Source organism: Nocardia sp. NPDC005998, from assembly GCF_040614395.1.
GTDB lineage: Bacteria > Actinomycetota > Actinomycetes > Mycobacteriales > Mycobacteriaceae > Nocardia.
The window spans coordinates 1-25,133 of the sequence record NZ_JBEXUI010000025.1 but is presented as its reverse complement, the minus strand read 5'-3'; the positions used below and the strand labels follow the sequence as shown (position 1 = coordinate 25,133).

The following is a 25,133-nucleotide window of genomic DNA, read 5'->3' as shown; positions in this document are numbered from 1 at the left end:
GTGAGGAGGTGATGTGTCATGGGTTGGAGCAACGGCCCGCCGACCTGGGCGGAGATGGAGCGAGTGCTCTCCGGGCGTCCCGGCCGGACGAATCCGGATGCGATGTATCCGGGCGACGGTGGCGACAGTCCGGCGTGGTCGCGCAAGCGCGGGGAATATCGGGCCGAGCCGGTCGAACCAACCGGTGCACCGGTGGTGCCCTACGCCGAGTTGCACGCGCATTCGGCCTACAGCTTTCTCGATGGTGCGAGTCAGCCGGAGGAACTGGTGGAGGAGGCGGTGCGGCTGGGGCTGGAGGCGATTGCGCTCACCGACCACGACGGCTTCTACGGAACCGTGCGCTTCGCCGAGGCGGCCAGGGAATTGGGTATGCCGACGGTCTTCGGATCGGAGTTGTCGCTCGGATCGCAGGGTGGCCCGGAGTCCGTGCGGCGCGGTCGGTCCGTGCGTGGTCCGGTGGCCGAGGGCCATGCGGGCGCCCCGGATTCGATGCCGCGTACCGGTGCGCCGGATCCGGCAGGTCCGCATCTATTGGTCCTGGCCCGCGGCCAAGAGGGCTACCGTCGCCTGTCCCGCGAGATCGCGGCAGCGCATATGGCCGCGGGTGAGAAGGGCATCCTGCGCTACGACCTGGACGCGCTCACCGCGGCGGCGGACGGGCACTGGCACATCCTGACCGGCTGCCGCAAAGGTCATGTGCGCCAAGCCCTCGACCACGATCTGCGGGCGGGGGATACCCGGCTCGTGCGGGCGGAGGCCGCGCTGCGCGATCTGACCGAGCGTTTCGGCAGCAACCGGGTGAGCGTGGAACTCACCCACCACGGCATCCCCGAGGACGACGAACGCAACGCCCTCCTGATCGCCCTCGCCGACCGCCTCGGCCTGCCCGTATTGGCCACCACCGGAGCCCATTTCGCCGCACCCGCGCAGCGTCGCCGCGCCATGGCGCTCGCGGCCATCCGGGCGCGCCGGAGCCTCGACGAGATCGCTGGCTGGCTGGCGCCGACCGGCGGTGCGCATCTGCGCTCCGGTGCGGAGATGACGCAGTTGTTCGCCGCCTGTCCGCAGGCGGTGGCGAATGCGGTGACGTTGGCCCGCGAATGTGCCTTCGATCTGAAGTTGATCGCGCCGAAGCTGCCGCCGTTCGATGTGCCCGATGGCCATGACGAGGCGTCGTGGCTGCGTGAACTCACGCTGGCGGGCGCCGCTCGGCGCTACGGCCCGCCGGAGGGAAATCCCAAGGCGTATCGGCAGATCGAGCACGAACTCGCGATCATCAACCGGATGAAGTTTCCGGGCTACTTCCTGGTGGTGCACGATATCGTCAGCTTCTGCAAGAACAATGACATCCTGTGCCAGGGCCGGGGTTCGGCGGCCAATTCGGCCGTCTGCTATGCGATCGGCATCACCAATGTCGATCCGGTCGCCGCCGACCTGCTGTTCGAACGATTCCTCGCGCCCGAGCGCGACGGCCCACCCGATATCGACGTCGATATCGAATCCGATCGCCGCGAAGAAGCGATCCAGCACGTCTACACCAGGTATGGCCGGGAGTATGCCGCTCAGGTGGCGAATGTGATCACCTATCGCGGTAAGTCCGCGGTCCGCGATGCCGCACGCGCACTGGGCTTTTCGCCTGGACAGCAGGATGCCTGGAGTAAACAGGTCAGCCGCTGGTCGGGAGTCGGCACCGAGAACGGCACCGATATTCCCGCCGAAGTGCTGGAGCTAGCCGCCGAAATCGAGGGTCTGCCGAGGCATCTGGGCATCCACTCCGGTGGCATGGTGATCTGTGACCGGCCCATCGCCGATGTCTGCCCGGTCGAGTGGGCGCGCATGCCCGGTCGCAGCGTGCTGCAGTGGGATAAAGACGATTGTGCCGCAATAGATCTGGTGAAGTTCGACCTGCTCGGCCTCGGCATGCTCTCCGCGCTGCACTACATGATCGATATGGTGCACGAGCACAAGGGGGAAACGGTTGAGCTGCACAAGCTGGACCTGACGGAAGCCGCCGTCTACGACATGCTTTCGCGCGCCGATTCGGTCGGGGTGTTCCAGGTGGAGTCGCGGGCGCAGATGGCCACCCTGCCCCGACTGCGGCCGCGGAAGTTCTACGACTTGGTGGTCGAGGTGGCGCTGATCCGCCCCGGCCCGATCCAGGGTGGCTCGGTGCACCCCTACATCCGGCGCCGCAATGGCCTCGAGAAGGTGCGCTATGACCATCCGGCGCTGGAGAATTCGCTGGAACGCACGCTCGGCGTGCCGCTGTTCCAGGAACAGCTCATGCAGATGGCCATCGATGTCGCCGGTTTCACCGCCGCCGAGGCCGATCAGCTGCGCCGTGCCATGGGTTCCAAACGCTCCCCGGAACGCATGGAGCGCCTCAAGGGCAGGCTGTATGAAGGCATGCGCGATCTGCACGGCATTACCGGCGATGTCGCCGACCGCATCTACGAGAAGCTCTACGCCTTCGCGAATTTCGGCTTCCCGGAAAGCCATTCGCAGAGCTTCGCCTCGATCGTGTTCTACTCGGCATGGTTCAAACTGCACCATCCGGCGGCCTTCTGTGCCGGACTGCTGCGCGCCCAGCCGATGGGTTTCTACTCCCCGCAGTCGCTGGTTGCCGACGCCCGCAGGCACGGCGTTCTGGTACACGGCCCCGATATCAACGCCAGCCGTGCCGAACCCACCCTCGAAAACCGCGGTACGGAGGTGCGTCTCGGTCTCGCGGCGATCCGGCACATCGGCACCGACCTTGCCGAACGCATTGTCGCCGCCCGCTCGACGGGTCCGTACACCTCATTTCTCGACCTGACCGGACGGGTGGAACTCACCGTTGCCCAAGCCGAATCCATCGCCACCGCAGGCGCTTTGGGCAGTCTCGGCAGCACCCGCCGCGAGGCGCTGTGGACGGCGGGCGCCGCGGCGGGCGAGCGCCCCGACCGCCTCCCCGGCACCGGCGCCGCCACCACCGCACCGGCCCTGCCCGGTATGAGCGAACTCGAATTGGCCGCCGCCGACGTCTGGGCCACCGGCGTCTCTCCGGGCAGCTATCCCACCGAATTCCTACGCCCCCAACTGGATGCGCTCGGCGTCATCCCGGCCGCCGGACTGCTCGATGTGCCCGATGGCTCGCGTGTCCTGGTCGGCGGCGCCGTCACGCACCGCCAGCGCCCCGCCACCGCCGCCGGTGTCACCTTCCTCAACCTGGAGGACGAAACCGGCATGGTGAACGTCGTCTGCTCCGTCGGCCTCTGGACCCGCTACCGCCGCTTGGCCCAGAGCGCCACCGCCCTGCTCATTCGCGGCCGGGTCCAGAACGCCGAGGGCGCGGTCAGCGTCGTCGCCGAACATCTACAGCGCATGGACCTCCGCATCGACTCGAAGTCGCGCGACTTCCGTTGATGCTCAGAACATTCCGTTTGCATCGACGGCCTGCTCCGGGACCGGCTGGATGACATCCCAGTGTTCGACCAACTTGCCCTCGTCGAGGCGGAAGATATCCGATCTGGCCGCCGCTCGCCGATCGGATCGAACGATTCCTCGTCGAACTGGTCGGTATCGCCCCGACCTCGGCGGACGGCCCGCGACGAGCTTCGTGACCGAATGCACTACAGCGGCTACCCTGCGTCCATGCGGAAGCTTGCTGTGCTGGTGATCGGCCTGCTGGGTGTGACGTTGCTGGTCGGCTGTGGTGATGAGAAGGGCGGCGACAGTACCGGTTCGGGGCGGTCGAACATGGCGACCATCGCGCCGATGGCGCCGCCGCCGAGCCTGCGCGAGGGATCCCCGGCGAAGGGCGATACCGGCGGGAACACCGTCGAGTCGCGCAAGGAGGTCATTACCGGCAGCGTCGATATCACCGCGGGGGATCCGATCAAGGCGGCCGGTCAGGTGACCGATCGGGTGCGCGAGGTCGGCGGGCGGGTCGACAGCCGCACCGAGCAGCCGGGGACCGATGACACCGATCCGGAGGCCACGCTCACCGTTCGGGTGCCCGCGGATAAGACGGATAAATTCATCGACGGCCTCAGTGGCGTCGGCCGGGTCACCCGGATCAGTACCAACCGCGATGACGTCACCATGCAGTGGGAAGACCTCGACGCCAGGATCAAGGCGCTGCAGGCCTCGGTCGACCGGCTGCGCGCGCTCATCGCCGGGGCGACCAATACCGCGGATCTCATTGCCGCCGAACAGGCGCTGTCGAATCGTCAAGGCGAACTCGACAGCCTCACCGCGCAGAAGCGCCATCTCGACGATCAGGTCGCGCTGTCCACACTCACCATCGAAATCACCACCGAGGACAAGAAGTCCGATGCGGGTCCGTCCAATTTCTGGGACGGCATCGTCTCCGGCTGGCATTCGCTGGTGGATTGGCTGAAGGACGCGGTCGTATTCACCGGGAAGGCGATTCCGTGGCTCGGGTTCGTCGTGGCGATCGGCGCGGTGGTGTGGGGTGTGGTGCGGGGCGTACGGCGTGCGCGCAAGGGTGGGGCCGCGAGTCCGGAATCCACCGGCGGGTCCGATGCCTCCGCAGCGCTGGTCCGTGCTGGCGCAACGGCAGCGGAGGGTGCCGACGCAGGTATGAGTGCCGGGACGGGTGCGGGCGCTGACACGGCGAAGGGCACTGACAAGGCGAAGGGCACTGACACGGCGAAAGGGCACTGACAAGGCGAAAGGCGTTGGGACGGCGAAAGGCGTTGGGACAGCGAAGGGTGCTGGGACGGCGAAAAGCGCTGGGACGATAGGAGATACAGGTGCCGACGGTGGTCAGGGCGACGATCAAACCGAACAGCCGTAAGGGCCCACTCGTCGAAATCCTCGACGACGGCACCCTGCAGCTGTACGTCCGCGCTCCCGCCGTGGAAGGCAAGGCGAACAAGGCCGCCATCGAACTCCTGGCCGAACACTACGGCGTTCCCAAATCGGCCGTCCGCCTCGCCGCGGGCGCGACCTCGCGCTTCAAACGCTTCGAGGTCGACCGCTGAAACTCATTCCGGCACAGGCGTTATACCGCGCCCGGAAAACCGGACTGGCGCCAAGCCTCGTACACGGTGACGGCGGCAGCATTGGACAGGTTCATCGAGCGGCGACCAGGCAGCATCGGAATGCGCAGTCGGTCGGTGACGTGCGGATCGTCGAGCACCTCCGCGGGCAACCCCGTCGGTTCGGTGCCGAACAGCAGCACATCACCCTCGCGATACGCCACATCCGTATACCGCCTGCTGGCCTGCGTCGTGAACGCGAACACCCGCTCGGGCCGCACCGCATCCCATGCCGCCGCGAGATTCTTGTGCACCGTCACCGAAGCCAGATCGTGGTAATCCAATCCCGCCCGCCGCAACTTCGCCTCCGAAAGATCGAACCCCAATGGCTCGATCAGATGCAGCTCACACCCCGTGCCGGCGACCAGGCGAATCGCATTGCCGGTATTACCCGGGATGACTGGCTCGTGAAACATCAGACGGAACACCAGTGCAGTCAACCAGGTCGGCCGGGCTGGCCGGGAACGGCGTGGTCTACTTCGCCGGGCGCTCTGGCAGGGCGCATGCCCCGGCTTCGGCCATACCGGTTGGGCGGACGCCGAGCCCCTGGTTGTGGCGGGCGCGCTGGTTCTCCCAGGCGATGGTGGCCGCCAACTCGGCAAACTGTGCCTTGGACAGGTGGGTCAGCAATTGGGTGCGCAGGTCGTCGATGCCGACGGCGGGGGTGGCGGTCATGGCCTCGGCGAAGGAGATGACCAGCTTTTCCAGGTCGGTGTAGGCATCGCTGGTGCGGTAGCGCGGCAGGTCGACGAGCTTTTGTTCGGTGAGACCGCTCGATTGCGCCAGTGCCGAGCCGATATCCAGGCAGAACTCGCAGTTCACCAGCCCGGCGGTCTTCAGTTCGGCCAGTTCCTTGAGCTTCGGATCCAATTGGTTGCTGAACAGCATTGCCGTCTCGTAACCGACCGTGCCGAACAGGATCTGTGGACGGCGGATGAGCCAGCCGAACAGGTCGGATCGGTTCCGTTTCGCCTGCCGAAGCGCCCGTACATAGTGCCGAATCCGGGTCAGTGCTCGCATTGTCCGTACCCCCTTGTGCCGGATGGATTCTTCATGTTGAAACTACGCCGCGTAGTAGGTGAGGGCAATGTCTGTGTGACTCGCCACGAAACCTATTGCGGGACAGTAGCTATGAACAGCCACTCGGTGCGTGGATGCGCCGACGCATCGTACTGCTGCGAGCGGCGGCGGGCCGTCTGCAAGAATCGGGGCGTGACCGACGTGGACTCGACTGCCAGCGAGCGGCAGTCCGACAGGAACAGCCCTGGTGAGCAGTTCCTGCGCTGCCACCTGCCGATGCTGGTTGTGACGGCGGTCATTCTGCTCGCGGTCGTCTTCGTGGCCTGGGACCGGTGGCGTCGTGGCGCGCTGTTCTTCGGCGGTGCGACACTGCTCGCGGCCACATTCCGGTTGTGCCTGCCGACCGCGCGGGTCGGACTGCTCGCGGTGCGTAGCAAGCCCTTCGATGTTGCTGCGCTGAGCATTCTCGGCGCCGCCATCGTCTTCATCGCCGCCACCATCAACACCCTCGGCGTCAGCTGAGACGCAACGACTTTCGCCGTATCCGGCGGTGCCGACACACTAGTTGTGGCAGGTGTCCCTGTCGTTGTAGAGCATCAGCTGGGTGACCTTGGCATCGGCCGGCATATTCCGGTAGATGCCGAGGAAGCCGTAGTGTGCGGAGTGGTCAGGGACCGCGGCGGAGCTCCAGTTGTAGCCGATCTCGAGCGTCGGATAGGCGGCGCGGACTTCGTCGACGGTGGAGCCGACGCCGATGCCCTCGGGGGTGTGGGCCGCAAGTCTGCCGGGCATGATCGCGACTATTTCGCCGTTGTTGGTAAATCCCTGCCAGCCCGCGCGCGCGGTGTATCGGCCGCAGCCGGGCGGATCGTTGGTGTCGGCGAAGGCGGCGATTTCCCCGGTGGCCTCGGCCTCGGCGCGGCTCATCCCGAGTCGCAGCTTGCCGAAGCCGAGCGGGCCGAGGGCGGTCGGCGCCGGGGCCACCGTGGTCGACACCGCTACCGGGCTGGTTGCGGCGGGCTCGTCCGAGCACGCCGTCGCACCGGTGAATACCGCGCCCAGCAGCGCGAACATCATGACGGCACGGTGAATACCCATGGTCTACCCCCAATTTCGTCCATGAACCGGAATGCCCGTCGACTCGACCGGGCGCGATATCGGCCCAGTCTGCCCATCGGCGACTCGCTCCGTCAAGGCGGCATCCATAGGCCGAGGTGCAGCCTATATGTCACCGCCAATCCGCGATGTCGGCTGAGGCGCAACGACTTTCACCTCGCGACACCACCCCTCCGACGTAACCCACTGGCGGAACGCCCTGCGTCGGGTGCTGCGCCGGCGACCAGCCCCGCGGGCTCGTTCTTGCGGCATGCCGCCGAGCATGCACCGCGTCGCGGGTCCGGCCTCCGGTCAGGCCGAGGACACCCCGCCGCCGAATACCGACGCCGGTCGCGCCGCGGCGATGCGTCCACCGCGGGCGGAGCCGCGCCGCCGCCACGCCCGAGACGCCGCCACCGAGTAGATCCCACCGCTGCGCTGGATCGTGCTGGCGGTCGCCCCGGTGTGCCGTCGGTACGCCGAGCCAGGATCAGTCCGCGAGCACATCAGGGAATCCGAACGTCGCGACCAGTGCGGGATCCTCGAACGCGATCACCCGGGACACACCGGCGGCGGTCGGGGCCAGCACCACGGTGCCGCTCGCCCGGAGTTCGCCATCCCCGTCCCGGCGGTACACAACGGCTGCCGGTTGGCCGTTGGCGGTGGTGGGGATCATCCGCCAGTCGCCCGGCGTGCCGAGCACGTACGCGTCGAGCATCTGGATGCACATCGCCCGGCCCGCCTGCCATTCGCGGAATGGCGTCGCTTCCAGCGTGGCGTCCGTCCGTAGCACCTGTTCCAACAGGTTGGCGTCGGAGCGCTCGAAGGCCGCGATATAGCCGTCGAGTAGCGCGCGTGCCCGCTGGTCGGTTGGCTCGAGCAGTTCCTCGGGCTCCGGCTCCAGCTCATTGAGCCGAGCGCGGGCGCGCTGTAGACCGCTCTTGACCGCGGCCGTGGTGGTGTCGAGGATCTCCGCGGTCTCGGCCGCGGAGAACGCCAGCACCTCGCGCAGGATGAGGATCGCGCGCTGGCGGGCGGGCAGGTGCTGCAGGCTTGCGATGAGTGCCAGCCGCAGCGATTCGCGTGCGACCACCACTGCGGCCGGATCGTCGTCGGCCGGGGCGATCCAGCTGTCCGGCAGCGGTTCCAGCCACGAGACCTCGTCCGGCGCAACGGAACTCGGCGGACGGTCGGGTCCGTCGCAGGGACCGGACAGCCCCGAGGGCAGCACCCGGATCCGCTGCCGCTGCAACGCCGTCAGGCAGACATTGGTGGCGATCTTGTAGAGCCAGGACCGAATCGACGCGCGGCCGTCGAAGCCGCCGTAGAACCGCCACGCCCGCAGATAGGTCTCCTGCACCAAATCCTCGGCATCGTGCGCCGAGCCGACCAGGCGGTAGCAGTGCGCCAACAGCTCCCGGCGGAACTGCTCGGTCTCGGCGGCGAAGTGATCTCGGTTCGGTGCCGTCCGCGCGTGCGACGTCATGCGGCGAGCCTGAGCCGGTCTGCGGGTCGGCGTCGGGCCGTCCAGCACAGGTCCGCCGCCGGAACCGGCAACCGCCGGTACAACTGCACCACCATCGACTGCTTGCACACCATGGGCTGCTCCTTCTCACGACCGGCCCCGCTGGTCGGGACCGTCCCCCATTACGACCGCCACGCCGCGGCGAAGGAATCGAACCCCAGGTCAGCCGGCATTCAGGCGGAGGCAACCGCCCGTGACGTTACGGGGTGCCCCGACGATCGGCACGGGGCGATCACATGTCGTCGAGTTGGACGATCATGCCGCGAATCGTGCTGTATCGGGACAGATTCGTGATGGCGTCGTCGGCCGTCCTGTTGCCCGCATCGGAGCCCAGCGCCGCGCCAAGCGATTCCATGTCGTCCCAGTCGAGCATTGCCACCAAGTAGTAGGGCTCGCCGATCACCGGCGTCGCATCGTGGCTGACCGTGTATCGCCGCAGGCCGGGAAGCTGCTTGGCCAGCGGAATATGGACCTCGCGATAGTGACGTTCGAACGCCTCGATATCGGACGGCTTGTCGTACATCACCACGAATCGCGCCAGCTGCCCGGTGATCCGCTGGTTCTCCAGCTCTGTGCTCACTTGTTGTACTCCTCAGCTCGAGGGATGGCCGGGTTTCAGGGCAGCAGAGCCAGTTTGCCGACGGTGGCCCTGGCGCCCAGTTCTGCGAGCGCCTTCGGGCCGTCGGCCAGGTCGTACGCGGTGGGTCGGCCGGGGGTGAGCACGCCGGTGGCGATGAGTGCGGAGAGCTCACCCATGAGTTCACCGAAGATCTGCGGTGCTGCCTGGATCAGCACGCCGATATTGAGACCGATGATGTGGACCTGGTGCTTGTACACCAACTCCCAGTTGGTGATCCCGGCTTGGCCGCCCGCCACGCCGTAGACGACCACCCGGCCGGTGACCCGCTTGGCGGCGGCCAGGCTGGCGGCGAAGGTGGCGCCGCCCGCCGACTCCAGCACCAGATCGGCACCGGCGCCGCCGGTAAGCCGCAGCACCTCGGCGGCGAGGTCGCTGCTGCGGGAGTTCAGCACGTGGTCGGCGCCCAGTGCCAGCACTGTCTCGTGCTTGCCCGGCGAGGCGGTGCCGATGACCGTCGCGCCGTAGTGCTCGGCCATCCGGACCGCGGCCTGGCCGGTCGCGCCCGCAGCGGCCTGAATCAGCACGGTCTGCCCTGCGGCAATGCCGCCCAGCGGCCTGAGTGCGGCCAATGCGGTGGGCCAGTTCACGACCAGACCCAGCGCCTGCGGTGCCGTCCAGCCCGCGGGCACCGGCACCGCCGCGGCCACGGGCAGCACCATGTACTCGGCGAAAGCGCCGTCTCCGACGCCGACGACACGGGCCCCCGGTTGCGGGGCGGTGACCGCCTCGCCCACTGCGACGACCTCGCCGACGGCCTCGAAACCCGTCAGGTACGGCGGCTGCGGGCCGCCCAGGAACGTGCCGTAGGCCTTCGCGATGTCGGCGAAGTTGACGCCCGCAGCGGCGACCCGGATCAGGACCTCGCCCCGGCCGGGGACCGGCACCGGCGCATCGGTGATCAGACGCATGTCCTGCGGACCGTTGAAGGAGGTTTGCTGCAGGGCGCGCATGGTGGCGGGGATGCTCATCGTGATCGGCTTCCTTTTCTCGGTGCATGATCGAGACCGGCCCGTCCAGCGGGCCGCTCCTTCCACCATGTAGACCCCGGCCGCCGCCGAAAGGATTCGGCCCCGACGCGTCGGGGCCGAATGCGGAGTCAGTTCGACGGATAGCGCTCGGTGAATACCGTGCGCTCGCGCGGGCGACGGCCCGGGTGCGGCGGGGTGGTGTTGCTGTAGCCGATCGCGACCATGACCGCGATGGCGAGGTCGGGCCGGTCATCGATGCCGATGGCCTGCTTGACCAGATCCGGGTCCCAGCCGTTCATCGGTGCGGACGATAGGCCCAGACTGGTGGCGGCGAGCATGACGTAGGTCGCGGCGATCATCGCATTCTTCACGGCGTTCTCCCGGAGCAGTCCGCGCTCGCGCAGCGAGTGGAATTCGGCGCGCGCGGCGAACATCGCGGTGAACTCCGCATTCCACGCGCCATTGCGACCGGCCAGTTCGGCGATATCGGCGTTCTCCGCCGCCCAGGCTGCTGTCTCGGCAACGAAGACCAGCACCACCGGCGCCTCCAGCGGTTGCGGCTGGCCGAAGGCGGCGTTCGACAGTTCGCGGCGACCGGATGCGCTGGTCACCACGACGATCGAACGGTCCTGCATATTCCAGGCGGTGGGCGCCTCCACCGCCAGGTCCAGCAGTTCTTCGAGCAGTTCGGGTGGCACCGGCTCCGGGCGGTAGTGGCGGGTGGTGCGGCGAGTGCGGATCGCGGCGGGAACCGAAAGTGTCTGTGCGTTCATGATTCTTACTATTGGAGAGTGGCGCACTATTGGGAAGACAGCACTTGATAGTGCGCTACACTCCGAAAGGTGCGTACGGTGATCGAGGCCAGTGGGCTGCCTGCCGATGTCTACTCGGCGAAATGCCCCACCCGACAGGTGCTCGACCATGTCGCGGGCAAATGGACCGTGCTGATCGTGGACGCCCTCGCCGACGGCACCATGCGCTACACCGATCTACACCGCCGCATCGAGGGCATCTCGCAGAAGATGCTCACCCAAACGCTGCGGCAACTCGAGACCGACGGATTCGTCACGCGCACAGTGCATCCCACGGTTCCGCCGCGCGTCGACTACGACCTCACCGACCTCGGCCACAGCCTGCGCACTCCGATTGCCGCGCTGCGTGATTGGATCGAGGTCAACATCAATCGCATCGAGGAAGCTCGCCGCCGCGTTGCGGGCTGACCGGTGGAATGCGGATTCGCCAGCTGCGCAACATATCTCGTAGCTGTACGACATCCACCCCGGCTACCAGGTGGCCCCTGCGGCGGTCGACGCCACCGTGTTGCGCCCTGGCGGCCGGACCGGACGATGCGGTCGGACCATCGGAGGATGGATGCGCTGCATCAGGCGAATTCCGCAGCGAATTCGTCGCGCACACAGGCCATCTCGGCAGCCGGTTCGACTATCCCTGAACGGAATTCGGGGGCAGCACTAGCTCGCGTCGCCGACCGCACGTCGCCCACGCCCGCCGTACAACCGCCGCGCCTCGCTCGGCGTAACCGTCTCCGGTCGCGTCGGCGATTCGCCCTTCAGATGCTGTTCCAGAATTTGACCCGCCATCGGCGCGATGTACGGCGCGGCGACGATCAGTCCGAACGAGTTGAACGCCTTCGTGCCCCACACGATGATCTTGGCGGCCGGGCGAACCGCTAGATCCACGAGTTCCGGCCGATCGAAGCGACCGAGCTTACGCATCCACTTCGGCAGCGTGGCAACCGAAGCCAGCGATAGCAACCGACTGCCGAGGGCATAGCTGATCCCGGCGCCATTGTGCGGGGAGGTCCACAGCAGGTGATGCATGCCCTCCTCGGCACGCTCGGAGGTGCACAGGCGCGGGCGGACCTTCGCGAAGTAGGCGCGCACCTCCTCGCGCGAGCGCGGCACGTCCTCCGGCTTGCAGCTCTGCAGCTCGGCGGCGATCGCGCACTCCTGCCAGTAGCGCGCCTCCTCCTCGGGGCCGAGCGGCCCTGGTCCGAAGACCTCGTAAGCCTTGAGTACCGAATGCCAGCCGGTGATGTGGATCCACAGCTGGGTTTCCGGGCTGTTCGCGCTGTAGCGCTGACCGCTGATCGGTTCGATGCCGGTCATCGCGGCGTGCACCTGCATCAGGTGTTCCGCGGCCTGGATGGCGGTGCGGCCGTCGGCGATCGCGACGAGCAGGAAGTAGGCAAAGGTGTGGTCGAGGCGGCTGCGCGGATCGGTGTAGATGCCCTGCGAGTCGGCGACGGCCGCGGTCAGAAATGGATCGAAATGCTCGAGGACGACCGCGCGCTGGAAGCCGATTACGGCGGTCGGTGCGGTCCAGATCTTCCAACTGGGCGAATCCGGGCCGAAGAAACCGTAGTCGTCCCGGCGAAGTGTGGTCGGATCGAAGGCCATCTGCTGCTCCTTTGCCTGCTCGCCTTCCCTGAGCGGCGAATGCAACGCAACCGTAGCAATTGTGATCGGACAATACAACGGACCCGTAGCATTTATCTGTGGACGAATTCCGAATCCCTGGCCGGTGCTGACAGGATGGACGCGGAATGGAGGTGAACCGACAGTGACCGAATCGCGTTCCGTGCCGAAGCAGGCCGCATCGGACCGCCCGCGACGGCGATACGCGCCCCGCCTGCCGCCCGACGAGCGTCGCGCCCAACTGCTCGACGCCGCCTACGCGGTGCTGAGCCGAATGGAACTGCACGAACTGAGCATGGAGGCGGTCGCGCACGAGGCCGGTGTCGGAAAACCGGTGCTGTACACCGTGTTCAAGACGCGCGCCGAACTCGTTGCGGCACTACTGGAACGCGAACGCGAGCGCGGCCTGGAGCAGGTGGCCGCGACGCTGCCGACCGATCTGCTCGGCGCGGATCCCGTCGTGGTCGCCTCCGCGACTGTTGCGGCGTTTGTCGGTGTCGCACTGGAGAATCCGACGCGCTGGCGGCTTATCCTCGCCGGACCGGGCACTGCCCCCGACGAATACCGTGCGGCACTTGTCGATTCGCGCACCGGCGTCTTCGATCAGGCCGAGTCGCTGGTGCGCATGGGTATGGCGGTCGATTCGCGCTGGGCGGGAATGGATTCCGGACTGCTCACGAACTCGCTATTGAGCGTTGCGGAAATGCTCGGCAGGCTCGCGGTCAGCGCACCCGAGGAATACCCCCGCGAGCGACTCGAAGGCTTCGTCCGCTCCATCGTGCAGTTGCTCGTCGGCGCGCCCGACGCAGCCACACCGCGAGCTGAATAATGTTGCGGTCCAACTCGATTAGGTTTCCCAGCCCGGAAGACATGGGCACGCCGATGGAAATGGCATGATCTCGATCATGACCAATCGACGACTTCCCGCACTCGCGCTGACCGCGCTTCCGGCCTTCGCAATCGCCTTCGGCTCGGGCGCCACCGCCACTGCCAGCGGGCTGGAGCCCCCGGTGATGGAAGAGGTCTTCGCGCTGACGGGAACCGTCTCGGCGAAGTTCCACAACCCGAACGACCGTGGCGTGTGCTGGGTCTACAACGCCGACACCGGCGAAATCTTCGGCGGCAACAACCCCACCTCCTTCGCCATCGCCGACGGCAAGATGGTCCAGACCTCCCTGGGCAACGGCAACCTCCCGACCGGCCAGGTACACGTCCGCGGCGCCTGCGCCTTCGAGCGCCCAACCGGCAACCACGACTACGCCTCCACCACCGACATCATCACCATCGACGTCACCGGCAAGCCGAGCACCGGCAGCTTCGGCTGACCCACCCGAACGCCGAATAGCCCCCGGGCCCAGCAGTCCGGCCCGGGGCGCTGTTGTCCGACCAACCGATCGCGGACAGACCGGAGTCGCGTGGCGGCACCGATGTCGAACCGCCGACTATCGCGGCGAGAGTTCAGTGGGTGCGGCCGATTCGGGCCAGGCGCATGGTTTCGGTCAGCAGCTTCGAGACCGCTGCCGCTTCGGTCAGGAAGCCGTCGTGTCCGTCGCGGGAGTGCACGATCTCCAAACCTTCGCAGCCGGGGAGGCCGTCGGCCAATTCCTGCTGGGTTCGCAATGGGTACAGGCGATCGGAATCGACACCGCCGACCACGCACGGGACCGGGGTGGCGGCCAGCGCGGCCGATACGCCGCCGCGGTCGCGGCCGATATCGTGCCGGTTCATCGCCTCGGAGAGCAGCACGTAGGTGGCGGGATCGAAACGGCTACAGAGCTTTTGGGCCTGGTGGTCCAGGTAGCTCTGCACCGCGTAGCGGCCGCCGTGCCACGGATCCTCATCGCCCTGCGCGTGGTTCTCGAAGCGGTGATCGAGTTCGCCCTCGGTCCGGTAGGTCAGGTGCGCGATGCGTCGAGCGATGCCCATGCCGGTCATGGGGGCGCGGTCGGTGTCGTGGTAATCGCCACCCTGCCAGTCCGGATCGGCCTTGATGGCGGCGATCTGCGTTGTCTGCGTGCCGATCTGGTCGGCGGTGGCGCGTGCGCCGACGGCCAGCACCAGTGCGGATCCGACCCGCTCCGGAGCGCCGACCATCCACTCCAGCACGCGCATGCCGCCCATCGAACCGCCGACGACGGCGGCAAGGCGCTCGATGCCGAGCAGATCGAGCAGCGCCGCTTCCGCGGTCACCTGATCGCGGATGGAGATCTCCGGAAACCTTGCGCCCCAGGGCTTTCCGTCCGGCGCCAGCGATGACGGCCCGGTGCTGCCCTTGCAGCCGCCGAGCACATTCGTCGCGATGACGCACCATTCGTCGGTATCCACCGGCGCACCGGGGCCGACCATGCCGTCCCACCAGCCGGGCAGCGGGTGGATATCGTCGGGCACCCCGACTACGTGCGAGTCACCGGTCAGCGCGTGCTCGACCAGCACCACATTGTCCAGCGTGGGGGAGAGCTCGCCCCAGCGCTGCACGGCCAGATGGACGTCCGGGATGACCGCGCCGTTCTCCAGCCGCACATCCCCGATGGCGATGATGCCGAGCCGCCCGTCCGGCGGTGGCAGGGCCACCGCGGACGAACGGGCGGTACTCGGGTCGGCACTCACAGTCACGTCGTGGCCGCCGCGAAACCGGCTCGCAGATCGGCCAAGATGTCATCGATCCCCTCGATACCCACGGCGAGCCGGACCAGCCCAGGGGTGACGCCGGAGGCCAGTTGCTCAGCGGGCGTCAACTGCGAGTGTGTCGTCGACGCCGGGTGGATTACCAGAGAACGCACATCCCCGATGTTAGCTACATGGCTGTGCAGGGCTAACGCGTCCACGAACTTCTTGCCCGCATCGACGCCGCCGCGCAGCTCGAACGCGACGATCGCGCCCGCGCCCTTCGGCGCCAGTTCGGCGGCGCGTCGATGCCACGGCGAGGATGGCAAGCCCGCGTAGAACACCGATTCCACGGCCGGATGTGTGCTCAGGAATTCGGCCACCGCCTGTGCGTTGGCGACGTGACGCTCCAGCCGCAGGCTCAGTGTTTCGATGCCCTGACTGATCAGGAACGCGTTGAACGGCGATACCGCCGCACCGAGGTCACGCAGCAGTTGCACCCGTGCCTTGAGTGCGAAGGCCGGAGCGCCGAGATCGGCGAAGACCGCGCCGTGGTAGCTCGGGTCCGGGGTGGTGAAACCGGGGAAGCGGGATTCACCCTGCGCGTCGCGCACGGTCCAGTCGAAGGTGCCGCCGTCGACGATCACGCCGGCGACCGCCGAACCGTGCCCGCCCAGGTACTTGGTTGCGGAATGCACGACGATGTCCGCGCCGTGGGCCAGCGGCCGGATCAGATACGGGGTCGCGACCGTATTGTCGACGATCAGCGGCAGGCCCGCCGCGTGTGCGATCGCGGAGATGCCGCGGATATCGAAGATCGCGCTGCTCGGGTTGGCGATGGTCTCGCCGTAGAAGGCCATGGTATTCGGCCGGATTGCCGCGCGCCACTGCTCGAGGTCGTCCGGATCCTCGACGAAGGACACCTCGATGCCGAGCTTGGGCAGCGAGTAGTGGAACAGGTTGTAGGTGCCGCCGTAGAGGTGCGGGCTGGAGACGATGTGATCGCCAGCGGCCGCGAGATTGAGGATCGCGTAGGTCTCCGCGGCCTGACCGGAGGCCAGCAGCAGCGCGGCCACACCGCCCTCCAGGGCGGCGATGCGCTGCTCGACCACGTCCTGGGTCGGGTTCATGATCCGGGTGTAGATATTGCCCGGCTCGGCCAGCCCGAACAGTGCGGCCGCGTGATCGGTGTCACGGAAGGCGTACGAAGTGGTCTGGTAGATCGGGAGTGCGCGTGCGCCGGTGATCTCGTCGGGGGTCTGGCCCGCGTGGATCTGCTTGGTCTCGAAGGACCACTGCGCCGGATCGGTTCCGGCGGCATCGATATCGGTCGCGGACGCGTTGGGGTCACTCATGACTTGCTCCAAAGAGGTTGTTCGCCAGCAGGTTTCAATGGGATGCGGGTGACGTACAACAACAACACATGGCGGGAACCTCCTGAAGTGCGCGCTTGCTCTCGGCTTTCGAGAGCCCGGTCATCACCCGGAGCACCCCACCGCAGCTGGAGGGTTGCCGTCCAGCAAGCCGGGGCTTCGCGCTGGCACTCATGACCTGACCGACATGGTAACCGGAGTGCGGTCGTCGGCCGAAATCCGTTACCGGTTTTCCGCCGCGGCGGCGTCGGTGCGCCCGGTGCATACCCGCATGAACTCGTCGAATGATGTGGTGAACGCATTGCGGGCGTCGGCAGCGGCGGCCGAGGCGTCGGCATCGTCGAAGATCGAGTTCGTGCATTCCATACTGAGATGACCGATCAGCTGCCACGCGCCGACCACCAGTCGCACCGGCAGCGCGTCGGGCTGGGTGTCGAGTCGCTCGGCGATCACATCGGCGATCGCGGCGTGCTTATCGTCGGCGAGTTCCATACTCTGCGCGCTGACCGTCGGGCTGCTGCGCAGGATCCGCTGCATCTGCTGGAAGCGCCGGAACGAGATGGGGCCGTCGACGCTTTCCGCGGCGTGATCGACGACCTGCAGGAATGCCTCGCGCAGCGATTGCAGTTCATTGCCGGTGACCGGAAGTCCGCGCAGGCATTCGGCGATGGCCAGGCCGAAATCCTTGACCGGCCCGAGGACGATGTCCTCTTTGCTGTCGAAGTATCGGTTGATGGTGCGCGGTGATACGTCCGCGCCGTTCGCGATCTGCTCGACCGTCGTCGCGTCGAATCCCTGTGCGTCGCACAGGTCCAATGCGACCTCGATGATGCGCAGCCGGGTCTGCTGCTTCTTGCGTTCGCGCAATCCCACGCTCGCGCCGCCGGGAGATGAACCTGGGTTTTGGTTTGCTGTGGCGCGCACAGCATCGTTGGCCGCGGCGCTCGCGACGATCGGCGTTGATGACTCGAGCATGTCCCCATGCTATCGCAATCGGGACATTTCGTGTCCTTTACGGTCAAATGTCCGAGTGCGACATTTTTCTCTTGACGACAAATGTCTGTCGATGACAGGATGGCGACACGACATCGGACGGCTAGGAGAAGACAGTGAGCGAGACCGCGACAGTGGTGGAAGTTCCGGAAAGACAGGCCAGCTCGACGCGCTGGCTGGCGCTGGGGGTGATTGCATTCGCCCAGCTCATGGTGGTTCTCGACGCCACCATCGTGACCATCTCGCTGCCCTTCGCGCAGCAGGATCTCGATATCAGCGACGGCAACAGGCAGTGGATGCTCACCGCATACACGCTGATCTTCGGCGGTCTGCTGCTGCTCGGCGGACGGCTGGCCGACTACATGGGGCGGCGGCGAGTCTTCATCGTCGGCATGGTCGGCTTCGCCGGGGCATCCGCGGTGGCCGGTCTGGCGCAGAACGGCGCCGAGTTGTTTGCCGGGCGTGCGCTGCAGGGTGCGTTCGCGGCATTGCTCGCACCGGCGGCGCTGTCATTGCTCTCGGTGACCTTCACCGAGGCGAAGGAGCGTGCGACCGCCTTCGGCGTCTTCGCCGGAATCTCCGCGGGTGGCGCGGCGCTCGGCCTGATCATCGGTGGCGCACTGACCGAGTACGCCTCCTGGCGGTGGTGCCTGCTGGTGAACACCCCCGTCGCATTGCTCGCGCTGCTCGGCACGCTGGCGTTCGTGGTCAAGGATGTGCCGACCCCGCGTACCGGCGGCTATGACGTGCCGGGTGCGGTCACCGTGACGCTCGGTCTGATCGCCATCGTGTACGGATTCAGCCGGGCCGCCGAGGACGGCTGGCTGGCCGGGAGCACCCTCGGGCTGCTCATCGTCGGTGTCGCACTGCTGATCGCCTTCGTCGTCATCGAGCGTCGCTCGACGAATCCGCTGCTGCCGCTGCATATTCCGGGTGAGATCAACCGCGGCGGCGCCTTCATCGCCGCATTGCTGATCCCGATCGCCATGTTCGCGATGTTCCTGTTCCTGAGCTACTACTTCCAGATCACCCTCGGCTACTCGTCGCTGAAGGCCGGCTTCGCCTTCCTGCCGTTCCCGGCGGGCATCGCGATCTCCGCCGGTGTCACCAGTGCGCTGCTGCCGAAGCTCGGCCCGCGTCCGCTGATGGTGGCGGGTGCCGCGCTCGGTGTGCTGGGGCTGGTGTGGCTGGCGCAGCTGAGCTTCGGCGACAGCTACGCGGCCACTGTGCTGCCCGCGGAGGTACTGATCGCCCTCGGCATGGGCCCGCTGTTCGTCGGCATGCAGACCGTCGCGCTGCATCAGGTCGAGGAGGAGGATTCGGGTGTGGCCAGTGCGCTGCTGAACGCGGCCCAGCAGGTCGGCGGTGCGGTCGGTACCGCGCTGCTCACCACGATCTCGGTGCAGACGGCCAAGACCTTCGCGCAGAACAACCCGACGGTCGACAACCTGATGGCCCGTGCCTCGATCCACAGCTACGACGTCGCGTTCTATGTCGGCGCCGGATTCTTCCTCGCCGCAATTCCGGTGATCGCGTTGATGATTCGGGACAAGCCGGAAAACCTGATCGAGGGATCCGAGGAGGGCGCGCGGATTCCGCTCGCGGTCTGATCATGAAATAGCTGGTCCGGGTGTCCTTCGGGATACCCGGACATTGCTATTTCGCGGTGGTGCACGTCACTGCCGACCTACTTGTCGGTAACAATTTCGAGCGTCTTCACATGGGGGGCTGCCCGCGCGGTGCGGTCAATGGCAGCAGTACGCTTGTCTTGTTTGCACCACATGTCCCGCGGACAACGCGGGACATATACGTTGTCTGTTGGAACAGCTGGGGTCCGCTCACAAGCGTGTTCGCCTGGCCGTGCAATGAGGGCACCATCCTAGGAGGACACGAAGATCCATGTCCAAGATCAAGGTTGAAGGCACAGTCGTCGAACTCGACGGCGACGAGATGACCCGGATCATCTGGCAGTTCATCAAGGACAAGCTGATCCACCCCTATCTCGATGTGAACCTGGAGTACTACGACCTCGGTATCGAGTATCGGGACAAGACCGACGACCAGGTCACCATCGACGCCGCGAACGCCATCAAAGAGCACGGCGTCGGTGTCAAATGTGCCACCATCACCCCCGATGAGGCCCGGGTCGAGGAATTCGGCCTGAAGAAGATGTGGCGCTCGCCCAACGGCACCATCCGCAATATTCTCGGCGGCACCATTTTCCGCGCGCCGATCATCATCTCGAATGTGCCGCGTCTGGTCCCCGGTTGGACCAAGCCGATCATCATCGGCCGTCACGCGTTCGGTGACCAGTACCGCGCCACCGACTTCAAGGTGTTCCAGGGCGGCACGGTCACCCTCACCTTCACCCCGGAAGACGGCAGCGAGCCGATCGTGCACGAGGTCGTGAAGATGCCCGAGGACGGCGGCGTCGTCATGGGCATGTACAACTTCAAGAAGTCCATCGAGGATTTCGCGCGCGCATCGCTCAACTACGGGCTGCAGCAGAACTACCCGGTGTACATGTCGACGAAGAACACCATCCTCAAGGCCTACGACGGCATGTTCAAGGACACCTTCCAGGAAGTCTTCGACACCGAGTTCAAGACCCAGTACGACGCCGCGGGCCTCACCTACGAGCACCGCCTGATCGACGATATGGTCGCCTCCTCCATGAAGTGGGAGGGCGGCTACGTCTGGGCCTGCAAGAACTACGACGGCGACGTGCAGTCCGACACCGTGGCCCAGGGCTTCGGTTCGCTCGGCCTGATGACCTCGGTGCTGCTCACCCCGGACGGCAGGACCTGTGAGGCCGAGGCCGCGCACGGCACCGTCACCCGGCACTACCGCCAGCACCAGCAGGGCAAGCCGACCTCGACCAACCCGATCGCGTCGATCTTCGCCTGGACCCGCGGCCTCGAGCACCGCGGCAAGCTGGACAACACCCCCGAGGTGATCGGCTTCGCGCAGACCCTCGAGGACGTCGTCATCAAGACCGTCGAGGGCGGCCAGATGACCAAGGACCTCGCGCTGCTCGTCGGCGGCGACCAGGGCTACCTGACCACCGAGGAATTCCTCGGTGCGCTCGACGCCAACCTGGCCCGCGCCCTGCGCTGAGCTTCCCCGCCTCTCCGCGCCTCTTGCCGGTCGTCGGTGCAGATCTTCGCACCGGGCTGCCGGTAAGTGCGCGGCTGAGGTCGGGGCGTCCCCGACGAGTTACCCGTGTTCGAGCGAAATTAGTTGTCGCTCGAACAGGCTGATGTGAAAGCCGGGCTCCACCTACTGTGCGGAGCATCGGCGTTGAGCCGGGCACCTGCACCACGACGGTGGTATGGGTGCCCGCACTGTTTCCGCGACCCGCGCGTGCGGCGGCCCTTCACGTGATCCGTATCTTCCTGCTGGGTGCCCGCAGGCGACATGTTGCCGTCGGGCTGCCCGATATGCACGGTGCGGCCGTGGCTCGTCCGAATTCTCAATGCTGACGTGGGGGAACTCACGTCCACCCGGGAAGCGACAGGAGTCGCCGGGCGGTTACATGAATACGTGACCGGTTCCGTTGCCACCCAGACCCCAGCACGCGCCGAGGCCGAACGGACGGACTGGCATATTCCCGCGATGCTGGCACTGGCCCTCGGCGGATTCGGAATCGGCACAACCGAATTCGTCACAATGGGTTTGCTGCCCGATATCGCCAGCGCCATGAGGGTATCCGAGCCGACCGCGGGGCATGCGGTATCGGCCTATGCGCTCGGCGTGGTCATCGGAGCTCCGGTGATCGCCGCGCTGGCCGCGCGGGTGCCGCGCAAACGTCTGCTCATTGCCCTGATGGTGGCGTTCACCATCGGAAATGCGGCGACCGTTGGCGCGCCCTCCTTCGAAACCCTCGTCATCGCCCGATTCGTTTCCGGCCTGCCGCACGGCGCGTACTTCGGCGTCGCCTCACTGGCCGCCGCCACATTGGCTCCGGTCGGGCAGCGCGCAAAGGCGGTTGCTGCGGTTATGCTGGGATTGAGCGCCGCCAATGTCGTCGGCGTTCCCAGCGCCACCTGGCTGGGCCAGCATCTGGGCTGGCGCGACGCCTTCGTGGTGGTCGCGGTGATCGGCATCGTCACGGTCGCCGCCCTCATTCGGTTCGTTCCCGAACTGCACGGCATCCGGATCACCAATCCGATGACCGAACTCGGCGCACTCCGTCGCCCGCAAGTACTGCTGACCCTGCTGGTCGGTGCGATCGGCTTCGGCGGCATGTTCGCCGTCTACACCTACATCGCCACCACGCTGACCGATGTGGCGGGCATGCGGCTGGGTCTGGTTCCGTTTGTGCTCATGCTCTTCGGTCTGGGCATGGTCGCAGGCAATATCGTCGGCGGCATTCTCGCCGATCGCGGCGTCGACCGGGCGATCTACCTCTCGATGATCGCCATGGTGGTCATTCTCGCGGGATTCGTTGCCGCCGCGCACAATCCGTATACCGCGGGTGTCGGCGCCTTCCTCATCGGCGCGTCGGGCGCCGCGCTCGCGCCAGCTCTGCAGACCCGGCTGATGGATGTCGCCGCCGACGCGCAGACACTTGCCGCGGCGCTCAATCACGCCGCCCTCAATATCGCCAATGCCGCGGGCGCGTGGCTGGGTGGGCTCGTGATCGCGGCGGATCTCGGCTATACCGCTCCGGCCACGGTCGGCGCGGGGCTGGCTGTCCTCGGCGTGCTGTTGTTCACTCTCACGGTCTGGGCGGCGCGTCGAACGTAGGCGTCAGGTGCTCGGTTGCAGCACGACGAGCGGAATCACCCGACTGGTCCTGGCATGGCCGCCACCATCGCGGCGTAGAGCCGACCGCGTTCGGGGCCCGTGGTGATCGGGGTGGCGGTCGCCTCCAACAGAATCCGGGCCCGGCCATGGATGTCGGTGGCTCGTGGCAGTGTCAGCCGCTGTGACTGCTTCAGCTGATGACGACGCTTGGGTTCATGATCATGGACTGTGTTTCCTGACCTTGATCGCGATCAACGAACCGGGGGCGTCGTGAACACCATGACCGGTGGACTTGGGTGGATGTACGACAGGGATCTGCCGCTACTCAGCCTCACCTTCGCGCGTCAGATCAACGCCCGGGAGCTATTGGAGCGGATGGGCGTCGACCAACACACGGTGGCGGTGCGCGAGTCGGATGACTTCCACTCCGAGCTGGGCGGGCTTCTCTACGCAGACGGCGGATATGTGGTCAGCGCAGGGCATTACGGAAGCTGGGCCTGGGCGTGGGAGCACGGTAGTTGGAAATGCGTCGAAGACCGCGGCCTGGTGCTGCGCGCCTCGATCGGAACCGCGGCATTGGTGCTGAACGCCAACGAGAAACCGGGTGTGGTGTTCCGGTACGCCGAGGACGGCCGCCTCATCACCGGAATCAACACCATTACCAGCCTCGCCCCAGCCGACCGGACCGGCAGTGACCCGCACCGCTTCGACACCGAGATGCAGGCCCTCGGTGCCCGACCCGAAGAAGACGAATACGGTCCCTGGGGGTCCCTCGGAATGTTCTACAGGCTTGCCGAGAACCTCGGCGTCGGGGTGCCTCTGGATGACCTCAACGAACGTCCCGTCCTCAGCGGCCGGCTCCTGCCCCCAGCCTCGCGGTAGCCGCCGAGTCACTCATCACGCGCGCCGCCGTTCCTCGCCTCGGAAGCACAGGACGGTCAGCCGACTTCCTGGAAGGTTTCGATCATCTGGATCAGTAGCGCGCGTTGAGCTTCGGCTTCCGATGTAGTCACGGCGCCTCGCCGCGATCAACCTTCGGTCCTCGTCATCGAGGTAGCAGAACCGTTCGAGTTCCATGCGGGACAACGCACCGAAACGCCCGTAGTCGGGCCCACCCACATCAGTCACGCCGACATGAAATCACCAGCACAACAACAGCGCATCAGACGATGATGATGGAGCAGGGGACAGGCAGCACTGTCCTTCCTGTGGCCTAGGCGGTGGGTAGGTGACACTGAGGTGGGGTCGTCTCGGTCGAGCCGGTGACACCACCTAGCAGCGCACACAGCAGCGCATTCAGCGCGGGTCCGGCAGAGCCCGAGCTGGACCCCGTCGTCCCCGCCACCAGTGCGGCCTCGCCGGGCCGGTCGACGACCATGGCCGTCGCCGGAGCGCCGACGCCCGCCAGCATCCCCGCTGAAATCGCAGTCAGCACAGCAACGTTCGCAATGATTCGCACTACCCCACAGATCCTCTCCGCAAACAGGTGTCCATGGCCGCGCTGCATGTCGCACAGGCGGCTCTGTCCGGTCCAGCGCCAAGCGCGGAATCGAGACCTGGTAGACGGTAGCCTCGATCGGCCGGATCGAAACGCCATGATTTCCAACGCCCCATTTTTCGTGGGATACCGCAGCGAAGTTCTGGTCTTACCACGGGTGTCCGGCTCCCCAAGCCCTGCGGGATCTCCTCGTTCCTGGGCGATTTCGTTCGGCGAAGTCCGGAAGTCCGTCCAGCGGCTCGACATGGCCGCTATCGGGCTGTCCTGGGTTGGTCTTCATCCGTCGGGTGGCGTTGCTGTTGTCATGGATGAACGACCGTTTGCCGGGTTCTTCAGCAGAATGCGCCGGGGGTTGATCCACGCCGTGAACGTCTCGGATGCGGGGAACTCGCGCGAAGCTAGGGATAGGTAGGGCCGGGGCCTTGGCCGCGTAGTCCTCGATGCGCTGCGTCAGGGTCTCGCGGTGCGGAATGGGCTCCCGCCGGAGGTGAGCCACCAACAGGTTCCGGCCGTCGCGGAAATAGTCCATGGAATCCGCGGCGAGAAACCCCGATTTGTGAGGCGTTGGGCCATCGCGGCGATGTCGATCGGCATCGCCGTTGCGGCGGATCTCGGCTATACCGCTCCGGCCACGGTCGGCGCGGGGTTGGCCGTGCTCGGCGTGCTGTTGTTCACCCGCACGGTCCAGGCGGCGCGTCGAGCGTAGGCGTCAGGTGCTCGGTTGCAGCGCGACAAGCCCCATTATCTGCGGTAAATCGTTAGCGCCGGATTCCGCGCGAATGTGCGTTCTGACACCAAATCGCCAGGTCGACGCCCTACACGGTATCGTCACGGTTCTGTCGAGACTCCGAACAGTGGCAGGCACTCCGCCAGCCCGGTCACTTCCACCGGCACGCTCCGATGGGCTTCCCATCGAGCGCGGGTCAGCCGCAGCCGTCGTATCACGGCTGGTTTTCCCCGGACCGCGTGCACCTCGAGCCCGTCCTGCTCGTACCCAAGTTTGTGTGAGACCCCGTGCGAGCCCATGTTGTCCTCGAACGCGCCCGATACCGCCGAGTCGGCCCCGAGATGAGCGAAGGCCAATTCCAGAACTGCGGCCCGCATCTCCGTTCCGATGCCTTGGCCGTGGTAGGTCCGGCCGAGCCAGGATCCGCTGTTCACCTCGGAGCAGACCGCGAAGTTCTTCGC

Annotated in this window: 26 protein-coding genes and 1 riboswitch; of the genes, 13 read left to right on the top strand and 13 right to left on the bottom strand. The window is 66.5% G+C overall.

The genetic code is table 11. The features are described 5' to 3' along the window. The first annotated feature begins 18 nt into the window (after window positions 1-18). The 3 genes from ABZ293_RS27840 to ABZ293_RS27830 all read left to right on the top strand — a co-directional run bounded on the left by ABZ293_RS27840 (window position 19) and on the right by ABZ293_RS27830 (window position 4,988). Window positions 19-3,405 carry an error-prone DNA polymerase gene (locus ABZ293_RS27840; RefSeq protein ID WP_355185370.1) on the top strand — a complete coding sequence of 1,129 codons (3,387 nt, stop codon included), beginning with the start codon at window positions 19-21 and terminating at the stop codon, window positions 3,403-3,405. A gap of 228 nt (window positions 3,406-3,633) precedes the next feature. Continuing rightward, window positions 3,634-4,668 carry a DUF4349 domain-containing protein gene (locus ABZ293_RS27835; protein ID WP_355185368.1) on the top strand — a complete coding sequence of 345 codons (1,035 nt, stop codon included), beginning with the start codon at window positions 3,634-3,636 and terminating at the stop codon, window positions 4,666-4,668. Between the two features lie 89 nt (window positions 4,669-4,757). Next, window positions 4,758-4,988 carry a DUF167 domain-containing protein gene (locus ABZ293_RS27830; protein ID WP_354960156.1) on the top strand — a complete coding sequence of 77 codons (231 nt, stop codon included), beginning with the start codon at window positions 4,758-4,760 and terminating at the stop codon, window positions 4,986-4,988. A gap of 20 nt (window positions 4,989-5,008) precedes the next feature. On the opposite strand, the gene ABZ293_RS27825 is transcribed toward ABZ293_RS27830, so the two are convergent. Together ABZ293_RS27825 and ABZ293_RS27820 are read right to left on the bottom strand one after the other, a co-directional pair. Continuing rightward, window positions 5,009-5,473: a tRNA (cytidine(34)-2'-O)-methyltransferase gene (locus ABZ293_RS27825; protein ID WP_354960157.1), complete on the bottom strand. Its 465-nt coding sequence runs from the start codon at window positions 5,471-5,473 to the stop codon at window positions 5,009-5,011. 46 nt (window positions 5,474-5,519) lie between these two features. Further along, on the bottom strand, window positions 5,520-6,065 hold the full coding sequence (locus ABZ293_RS27820; RefSeq protein WP_355185366.1) for a carboxymuconolactone decarboxylase family protein: 546 nt from the start codon (window positions 6,063-6,065) through the stop codon (window positions 5,520-5,522). A 276-nt stretch (window positions 6,066-6,341) separates the two neighbouring features. Here ABZ293_RS27820 and ABZ293_RS27815 point away from each other — a divergent pair, with 276 nt between their 5' ends. After that, window positions 6,342-6,587: a DUF3017 domain-containing protein gene (locus ABZ293_RS27815; RefSeq protein WP_354960176.1), complete on the top strand. Its 246-nt coding sequence runs from the start codon at window positions 6,342-6,344 to the stop codon at window positions 6,585-6,587. Window positions 6,588-6,626: 39 nt separating this feature from the next. Here the strand turns inward: ABZ293_RS27815 and ABZ293_RS27810 are convergent, their stop codons facing one another. Beyond that, a complete protein-coding gene (locus tag ABZ293_RS27810) occupies window positions 6,627-7,163 on the bottom strand; it encodes a hypothetical protein (protein WP_355185364.1) in 537 nt (178 codons plus the stop codon). A gap of 268 nt (window positions 7,164-7,431) precedes the next feature. Here ABZ293_RS27810 and ABZ293_RS27805 point away from each other — a divergent pair, with 268 nt between their 5' ends. Next, the gene (locus ABZ293_RS27805) at window positions 7,432-7,584 is read left to right on the top strand and encodes a hypothetical protein (RefSeq protein ID WP_355185362.1); all 153 of its coding nucleotides are present in this window, start codon (window positions 7,432-7,434) and stop codon (window positions 7,582-7,584) included. Between the two features lie 66 nt (window positions 7,585-7,650). On the opposite strand, the gene ABZ293_RS27800 is transcribed toward ABZ293_RS27805, so the two are convergent. From ABZ293_RS27800 to ABZ293_RS27785, 4 genes are all read right to left on the bottom strand, one after another. Further along, entirely contained in the window at window positions 7,651-8,694 is a 1,044-nt protein-coding gene (locus tag ABZ293_RS27800) for an RNA polymerase subunit sigma-70 (RefSeq protein ID WP_355185518.1), read from the bottom strand. Between the two features lie 223 nt (window positions 8,695-8,917). Next, window positions 8,918-9,265: an EthD family reductase gene (locus ABZ293_RS27795; RefSeq protein ID WP_355185360.1), complete on the bottom strand. Its 348-nt coding sequence runs from the start codon at window positions 9,263-9,265 to the stop codon at window positions 8,918-8,920. A gap of 35 nt (window positions 9,266-9,300) precedes the next feature. Then, window positions 9,301-10,293, bottom strand: a complete 993-nt coding sequence (locus ABZ293_RS27790; protein WP_355185359.1) for a zinc-binding dehydrogenase — start codon at window positions 10,291-10,293, stop codon at window positions 9,301-9,303. A gap of 128 nt (window positions 10,294-10,421) precedes the next feature. Next, a complete protein-coding gene (locus tag ABZ293_RS27785; protein WP_355185357.1) occupies window positions 10,422-11,066 on the bottom strand; it encodes a nitroreductase family protein in 645 nt (214 codons plus the stop codon). Window positions 11,067-11,135: 69 nt separating this feature from the next. On the opposite strand from ABZ293_RS27785, the gene ABZ293_RS27780 reads away from it, so the two are divergent. Further along, the gene (locus ABZ293_RS27780; protein ID WP_354960166.1) at window positions 11,136-11,513 is read left to right on the top strand and encodes a helix-turn-helix domain-containing protein; all 378 of its coding nucleotides are present in this window, start codon (window positions 11,136-11,138) and stop codon (window positions 11,511-11,513) included. Window positions 11,514-11,762: 249 nt separating this feature from the next. On the opposite strand, the gene ABZ293_RS27775 is transcribed toward ABZ293_RS27780, so the two are convergent. Beyond that, window positions 11,763-12,710 (bottom strand): oxygenase MpaB family protein, encoded by a 948-nt coding sequence (locus tag ABZ293_RS27775; RefSeq protein ID WP_355185355.1) that lies wholly within the window; start codon window positions 12,708-12,710, stop codon window positions 11,763-11,765. 163 nt (window positions 12,711-12,873) lie between these two features. On the opposite strand from ABZ293_RS27775, the gene ABZ293_RS27770 reads away from it, so the two are divergent. Next, window positions 12,874-13,557, top strand: coding sequence for a helix-turn-helix domain-containing protein (locus ABZ293_RS27770; RefSeq protein ID WP_355185353.1), 684 nt, complete (start codon window positions 12,874-12,876; stop codon window positions 13,555-13,557). A gap of 76 nt (window positions 13,558-13,633) precedes the next feature. Continuing rightward, entirely contained in the window at window positions 13,634-14,053 is a 420-nt protein-coding gene (locus ABZ293_RS27765; protein WP_355185351.1) for a hypothetical protein, read from the top strand. Between the two features lie 133 nt (window positions 14,054-14,186). On the opposite strand, the gene ABZ293_RS27760 is transcribed toward ABZ293_RS27765, so the two are convergent. The 3 genes from ABZ293_RS27760 to ABZ293_RS27750 all read right to left on the bottom strand — a co-directional run bounded on the left by ABZ293_RS27760 (window position 14,187) and on the right by ABZ293_RS27750 (window position 17,680). Continuing rightward, window positions 14,187-15,299, bottom strand: a complete 1,113-nt coding sequence (locus tag ABZ293_RS27760; RefSeq protein WP_355185516.1) for a homoserine O-acetyltransferase — start codon at window positions 15,297-15,299, stop codon at window positions 14,187-14,189. A 38-nt stretch (window positions 15,300-15,337) separates the two neighbouring features. Then, window positions 15,338-16,687 carry a bifunctional o-acetylhomoserine/o-acetylserine sulfhydrylase gene (locus ABZ293_RS27755; protein WP_355185349.1) on the bottom strand — a complete coding sequence of 450 codons (1,350 nt, stop codon included), beginning with the start codon at window positions 16,685-16,687 and terminating at the stop codon, window positions 15,338-15,340. A gap of 86 nt (window positions 16,688-16,773) precedes the next feature. Continuing rightward, window positions 16,774-16,884: riboswitch (SAM riboswitch) on the bottom strand. A 43-nt stretch (window positions 16,885-16,927) separates the two neighbouring features. Beyond that, window positions 16,928-17,680 (bottom strand): TetR family transcriptional regulator, encoded by a 753-nt coding sequence (locus ABZ293_RS27750; protein ID WP_355185348.1) that lies wholly within the window; start codon window positions 17,678-17,680, stop codon window positions 16,928-16,930. A 134-nt stretch (window positions 17,681-17,814) separates the two neighbouring features. Between ABZ293_RS27750 and ABZ293_RS27745 the strand changes: the two genes are divergently transcribed. The 4 genes from ABZ293_RS27745 (at window position 17,815) to ABZ293_RS27730 (ending at window position 23,329) form a co-directional block, all read left to right on the top strand. Beyond that, complete coding sequence (locus ABZ293_RS27745; RefSeq protein ID WP_355185346.1) at window positions 17,815-19,308, top strand: MFS transporter; 1,494 nt, start codon at window positions 17,815-17,817, stop codon at window positions 19,306-19,308. 289 nt (window positions 19,309-19,597) lie between these two features. Continuing rightward, window positions 19,598-20,815 carry an NADP-dependent isocitrate dehydrogenase gene (locus tag ABZ293_RS27740; RefSeq protein WP_355185344.1) on the top strand — a complete coding sequence of 406 codons (1,218 nt, stop codon included), beginning with the start codon at window positions 19,598-19,600 and terminating at the stop codon, window positions 20,813-20,815. A gap of 498 nt (window positions 20,816-21,313) precedes the next feature. After that, window positions 21,314-22,447 (top strand): MFS transporter, encoded by a 1,134-nt coding sequence (locus ABZ293_RS27735; protein ID WP_355185514.1) that lies wholly within the window; start codon window positions 21,314-21,316, stop codon window positions 22,445-22,447. Between the two features lie 300 nt (window positions 22,448-22,747). Further along, the gene (locus tag ABZ293_RS27730) at window positions 22,748-23,329 is read left to right on the top strand and encodes a DUF6461 domain-containing protein (protein ID WP_355185342.1); all 582 of its coding nucleotides are present in this window, start codon (window positions 22,748-22,750) and stop codon (window positions 23,327-23,329) included. Between the two features lie 331 nt (window positions 23,330-23,660). Here ABZ293_RS27730 and ABZ293_RS27725 read toward each other — a convergent pair whose 3' ends face one another. Beyond that, entirely contained in the window at window positions 23,661-23,906 is a 246-nt protein-coding gene (locus tag ABZ293_RS27725; RefSeq protein ID WP_355185341.1) for a hypothetical protein, read from the bottom strand. 619 nt (window positions 23,907-24,525) lie between these two features. Between ABZ293_RS27725 and ABZ293_RS27720 the strand changes: the two genes are divergently transcribed. Continuing rightward, a complete protein-coding gene (locus ABZ293_RS27720) occupies window positions 24,526-24,651 on the top strand; it encodes a hypothetical protein (protein WP_355185339.1) in 126 nt (41 codons plus the stop codon). 122 nt (window positions 24,652-24,773) lie between these two features. On the opposite strand, the gene ABZ293_RS27715 is transcribed toward ABZ293_RS27720, so the two are convergent. Further along, on the bottom strand, window positions 24,774-25,133 hold a 360-nt coding region (locus tag ABZ293_RS27715), incomplete at its 5' end, for a GNAT family protein (protein WP_355185337.1).

Bases quoted from the DNA above. Each gene is read 5' to 3' on its own strand.
- ABZ293_RS27840 (WP_355185370.1), top strand. From the start codon at position 19: ATGGGTTGGAGCAACGGCCCGCCGACCTGGGCGGAGATGGAGCGAGTG.
- ABZ293_RS27835 (WP_355185368.1), top strand. From the start codon at position 3,634: ATGCGGAAGCTTGCTGTGCTGGTGATCGGCCTGCTGGGTGTGACGTTG.
- ABZ293_RS27820 (WP_355185366.1), bottom strand. From the start codon at position 6,065: ATGCGAGCACTGACCCGGATTCGGCACTATGTACGGGCGCTTCGGCAG.
- ABZ293_RS27815 (WP_354960176.1), top strand. From the start codon at position 6,342: ATGCTGGTTGTGACGGCGGTCATTCTGCTCGCGGTCGTCTTCGTGGCC.
- ABZ293_RS27810 (WP_355185364.1), bottom strand. From the start codon at position 7,163: ATGGGTATTCACCGTGCCGTCATGATGTTCGCGCTGCTGGGCGCGGTA.
- ABZ293_RS27805 (WP_355185362.1), top strand. From the start codon at position 7,432: ATGCCGCCGAGCATGCACCGCGTCGCGGGTCCGGCCTCCGGTCAGGCC.
- ABZ293_RS27790 (WP_355185359.1), bottom strand. From the start codon at position 10,293: ATGAGCATCCCCGCCACCATGCGCGCCCTGCAGCAAACCTCCTTCAAC.
- ABZ293_RS27785 (WP_355185357.1), bottom strand. From the start codon at position 11,066: ATGAACGCACAGACACTTTCGGTTCCCGCCGCGATCCGCACTCGCCGC.
- ABZ293_RS27775 (WP_355185355.1), bottom strand. From the start codon at position 12,710: ATGGCCTTCGATCCGACCACACTTCGCCGGGACGACTACGGTTTCTTC.
- ABZ293_RS27765 (WP_355185351.1), top strand. From the start codon at position 13,634: ATGACCAATCGACGACTTCCCGCACTCGCGCTGACCGCGCTTCCGGCC.
- ABZ293_RS27755 (WP_355185349.1), bottom strand. From the start codon at position 16,687: ATGAGTGACCCCAACGCGTCCGCGACCGATATCGATGCCGCCGGAACC.
- ABZ293_RS27750 (WP_355185348.1), bottom strand. From the start codon at position 17,680: ATGCTCGAGTCATCAACGCCGATCGTCGCGAGCGCCGCGGCCAACGAT.
- ABZ293_RS27740 (WP_355185344.1), top strand. From the start codon at position 19,598: ATGTCCAAGATCAAGGTTGAAGGCACAGTCGTCGAACTCGACGGCGAC.
- ABZ293_RS27735 (WP_355185514.1), top strand. From the start codon at position 21,314: ATGCTGGCACTGGCCCTCGGCGGATTCGGAATCGGCACAACCGAATTC.
- ABZ293_RS27730 (WP_355185342.1), top strand. From the start codon at position 22,748: ATGTACGACAGGGATCTGCCGCTACTCAGCCTCACCTTCGCGCGTCAG.
- ABZ293_RS27720 (WP_355185339.1), top strand. From the start codon at position 24,526: ATGTCGATCGGCATCGCCGTTGCGGCGGATCTCGGCTATACCGCTCCG.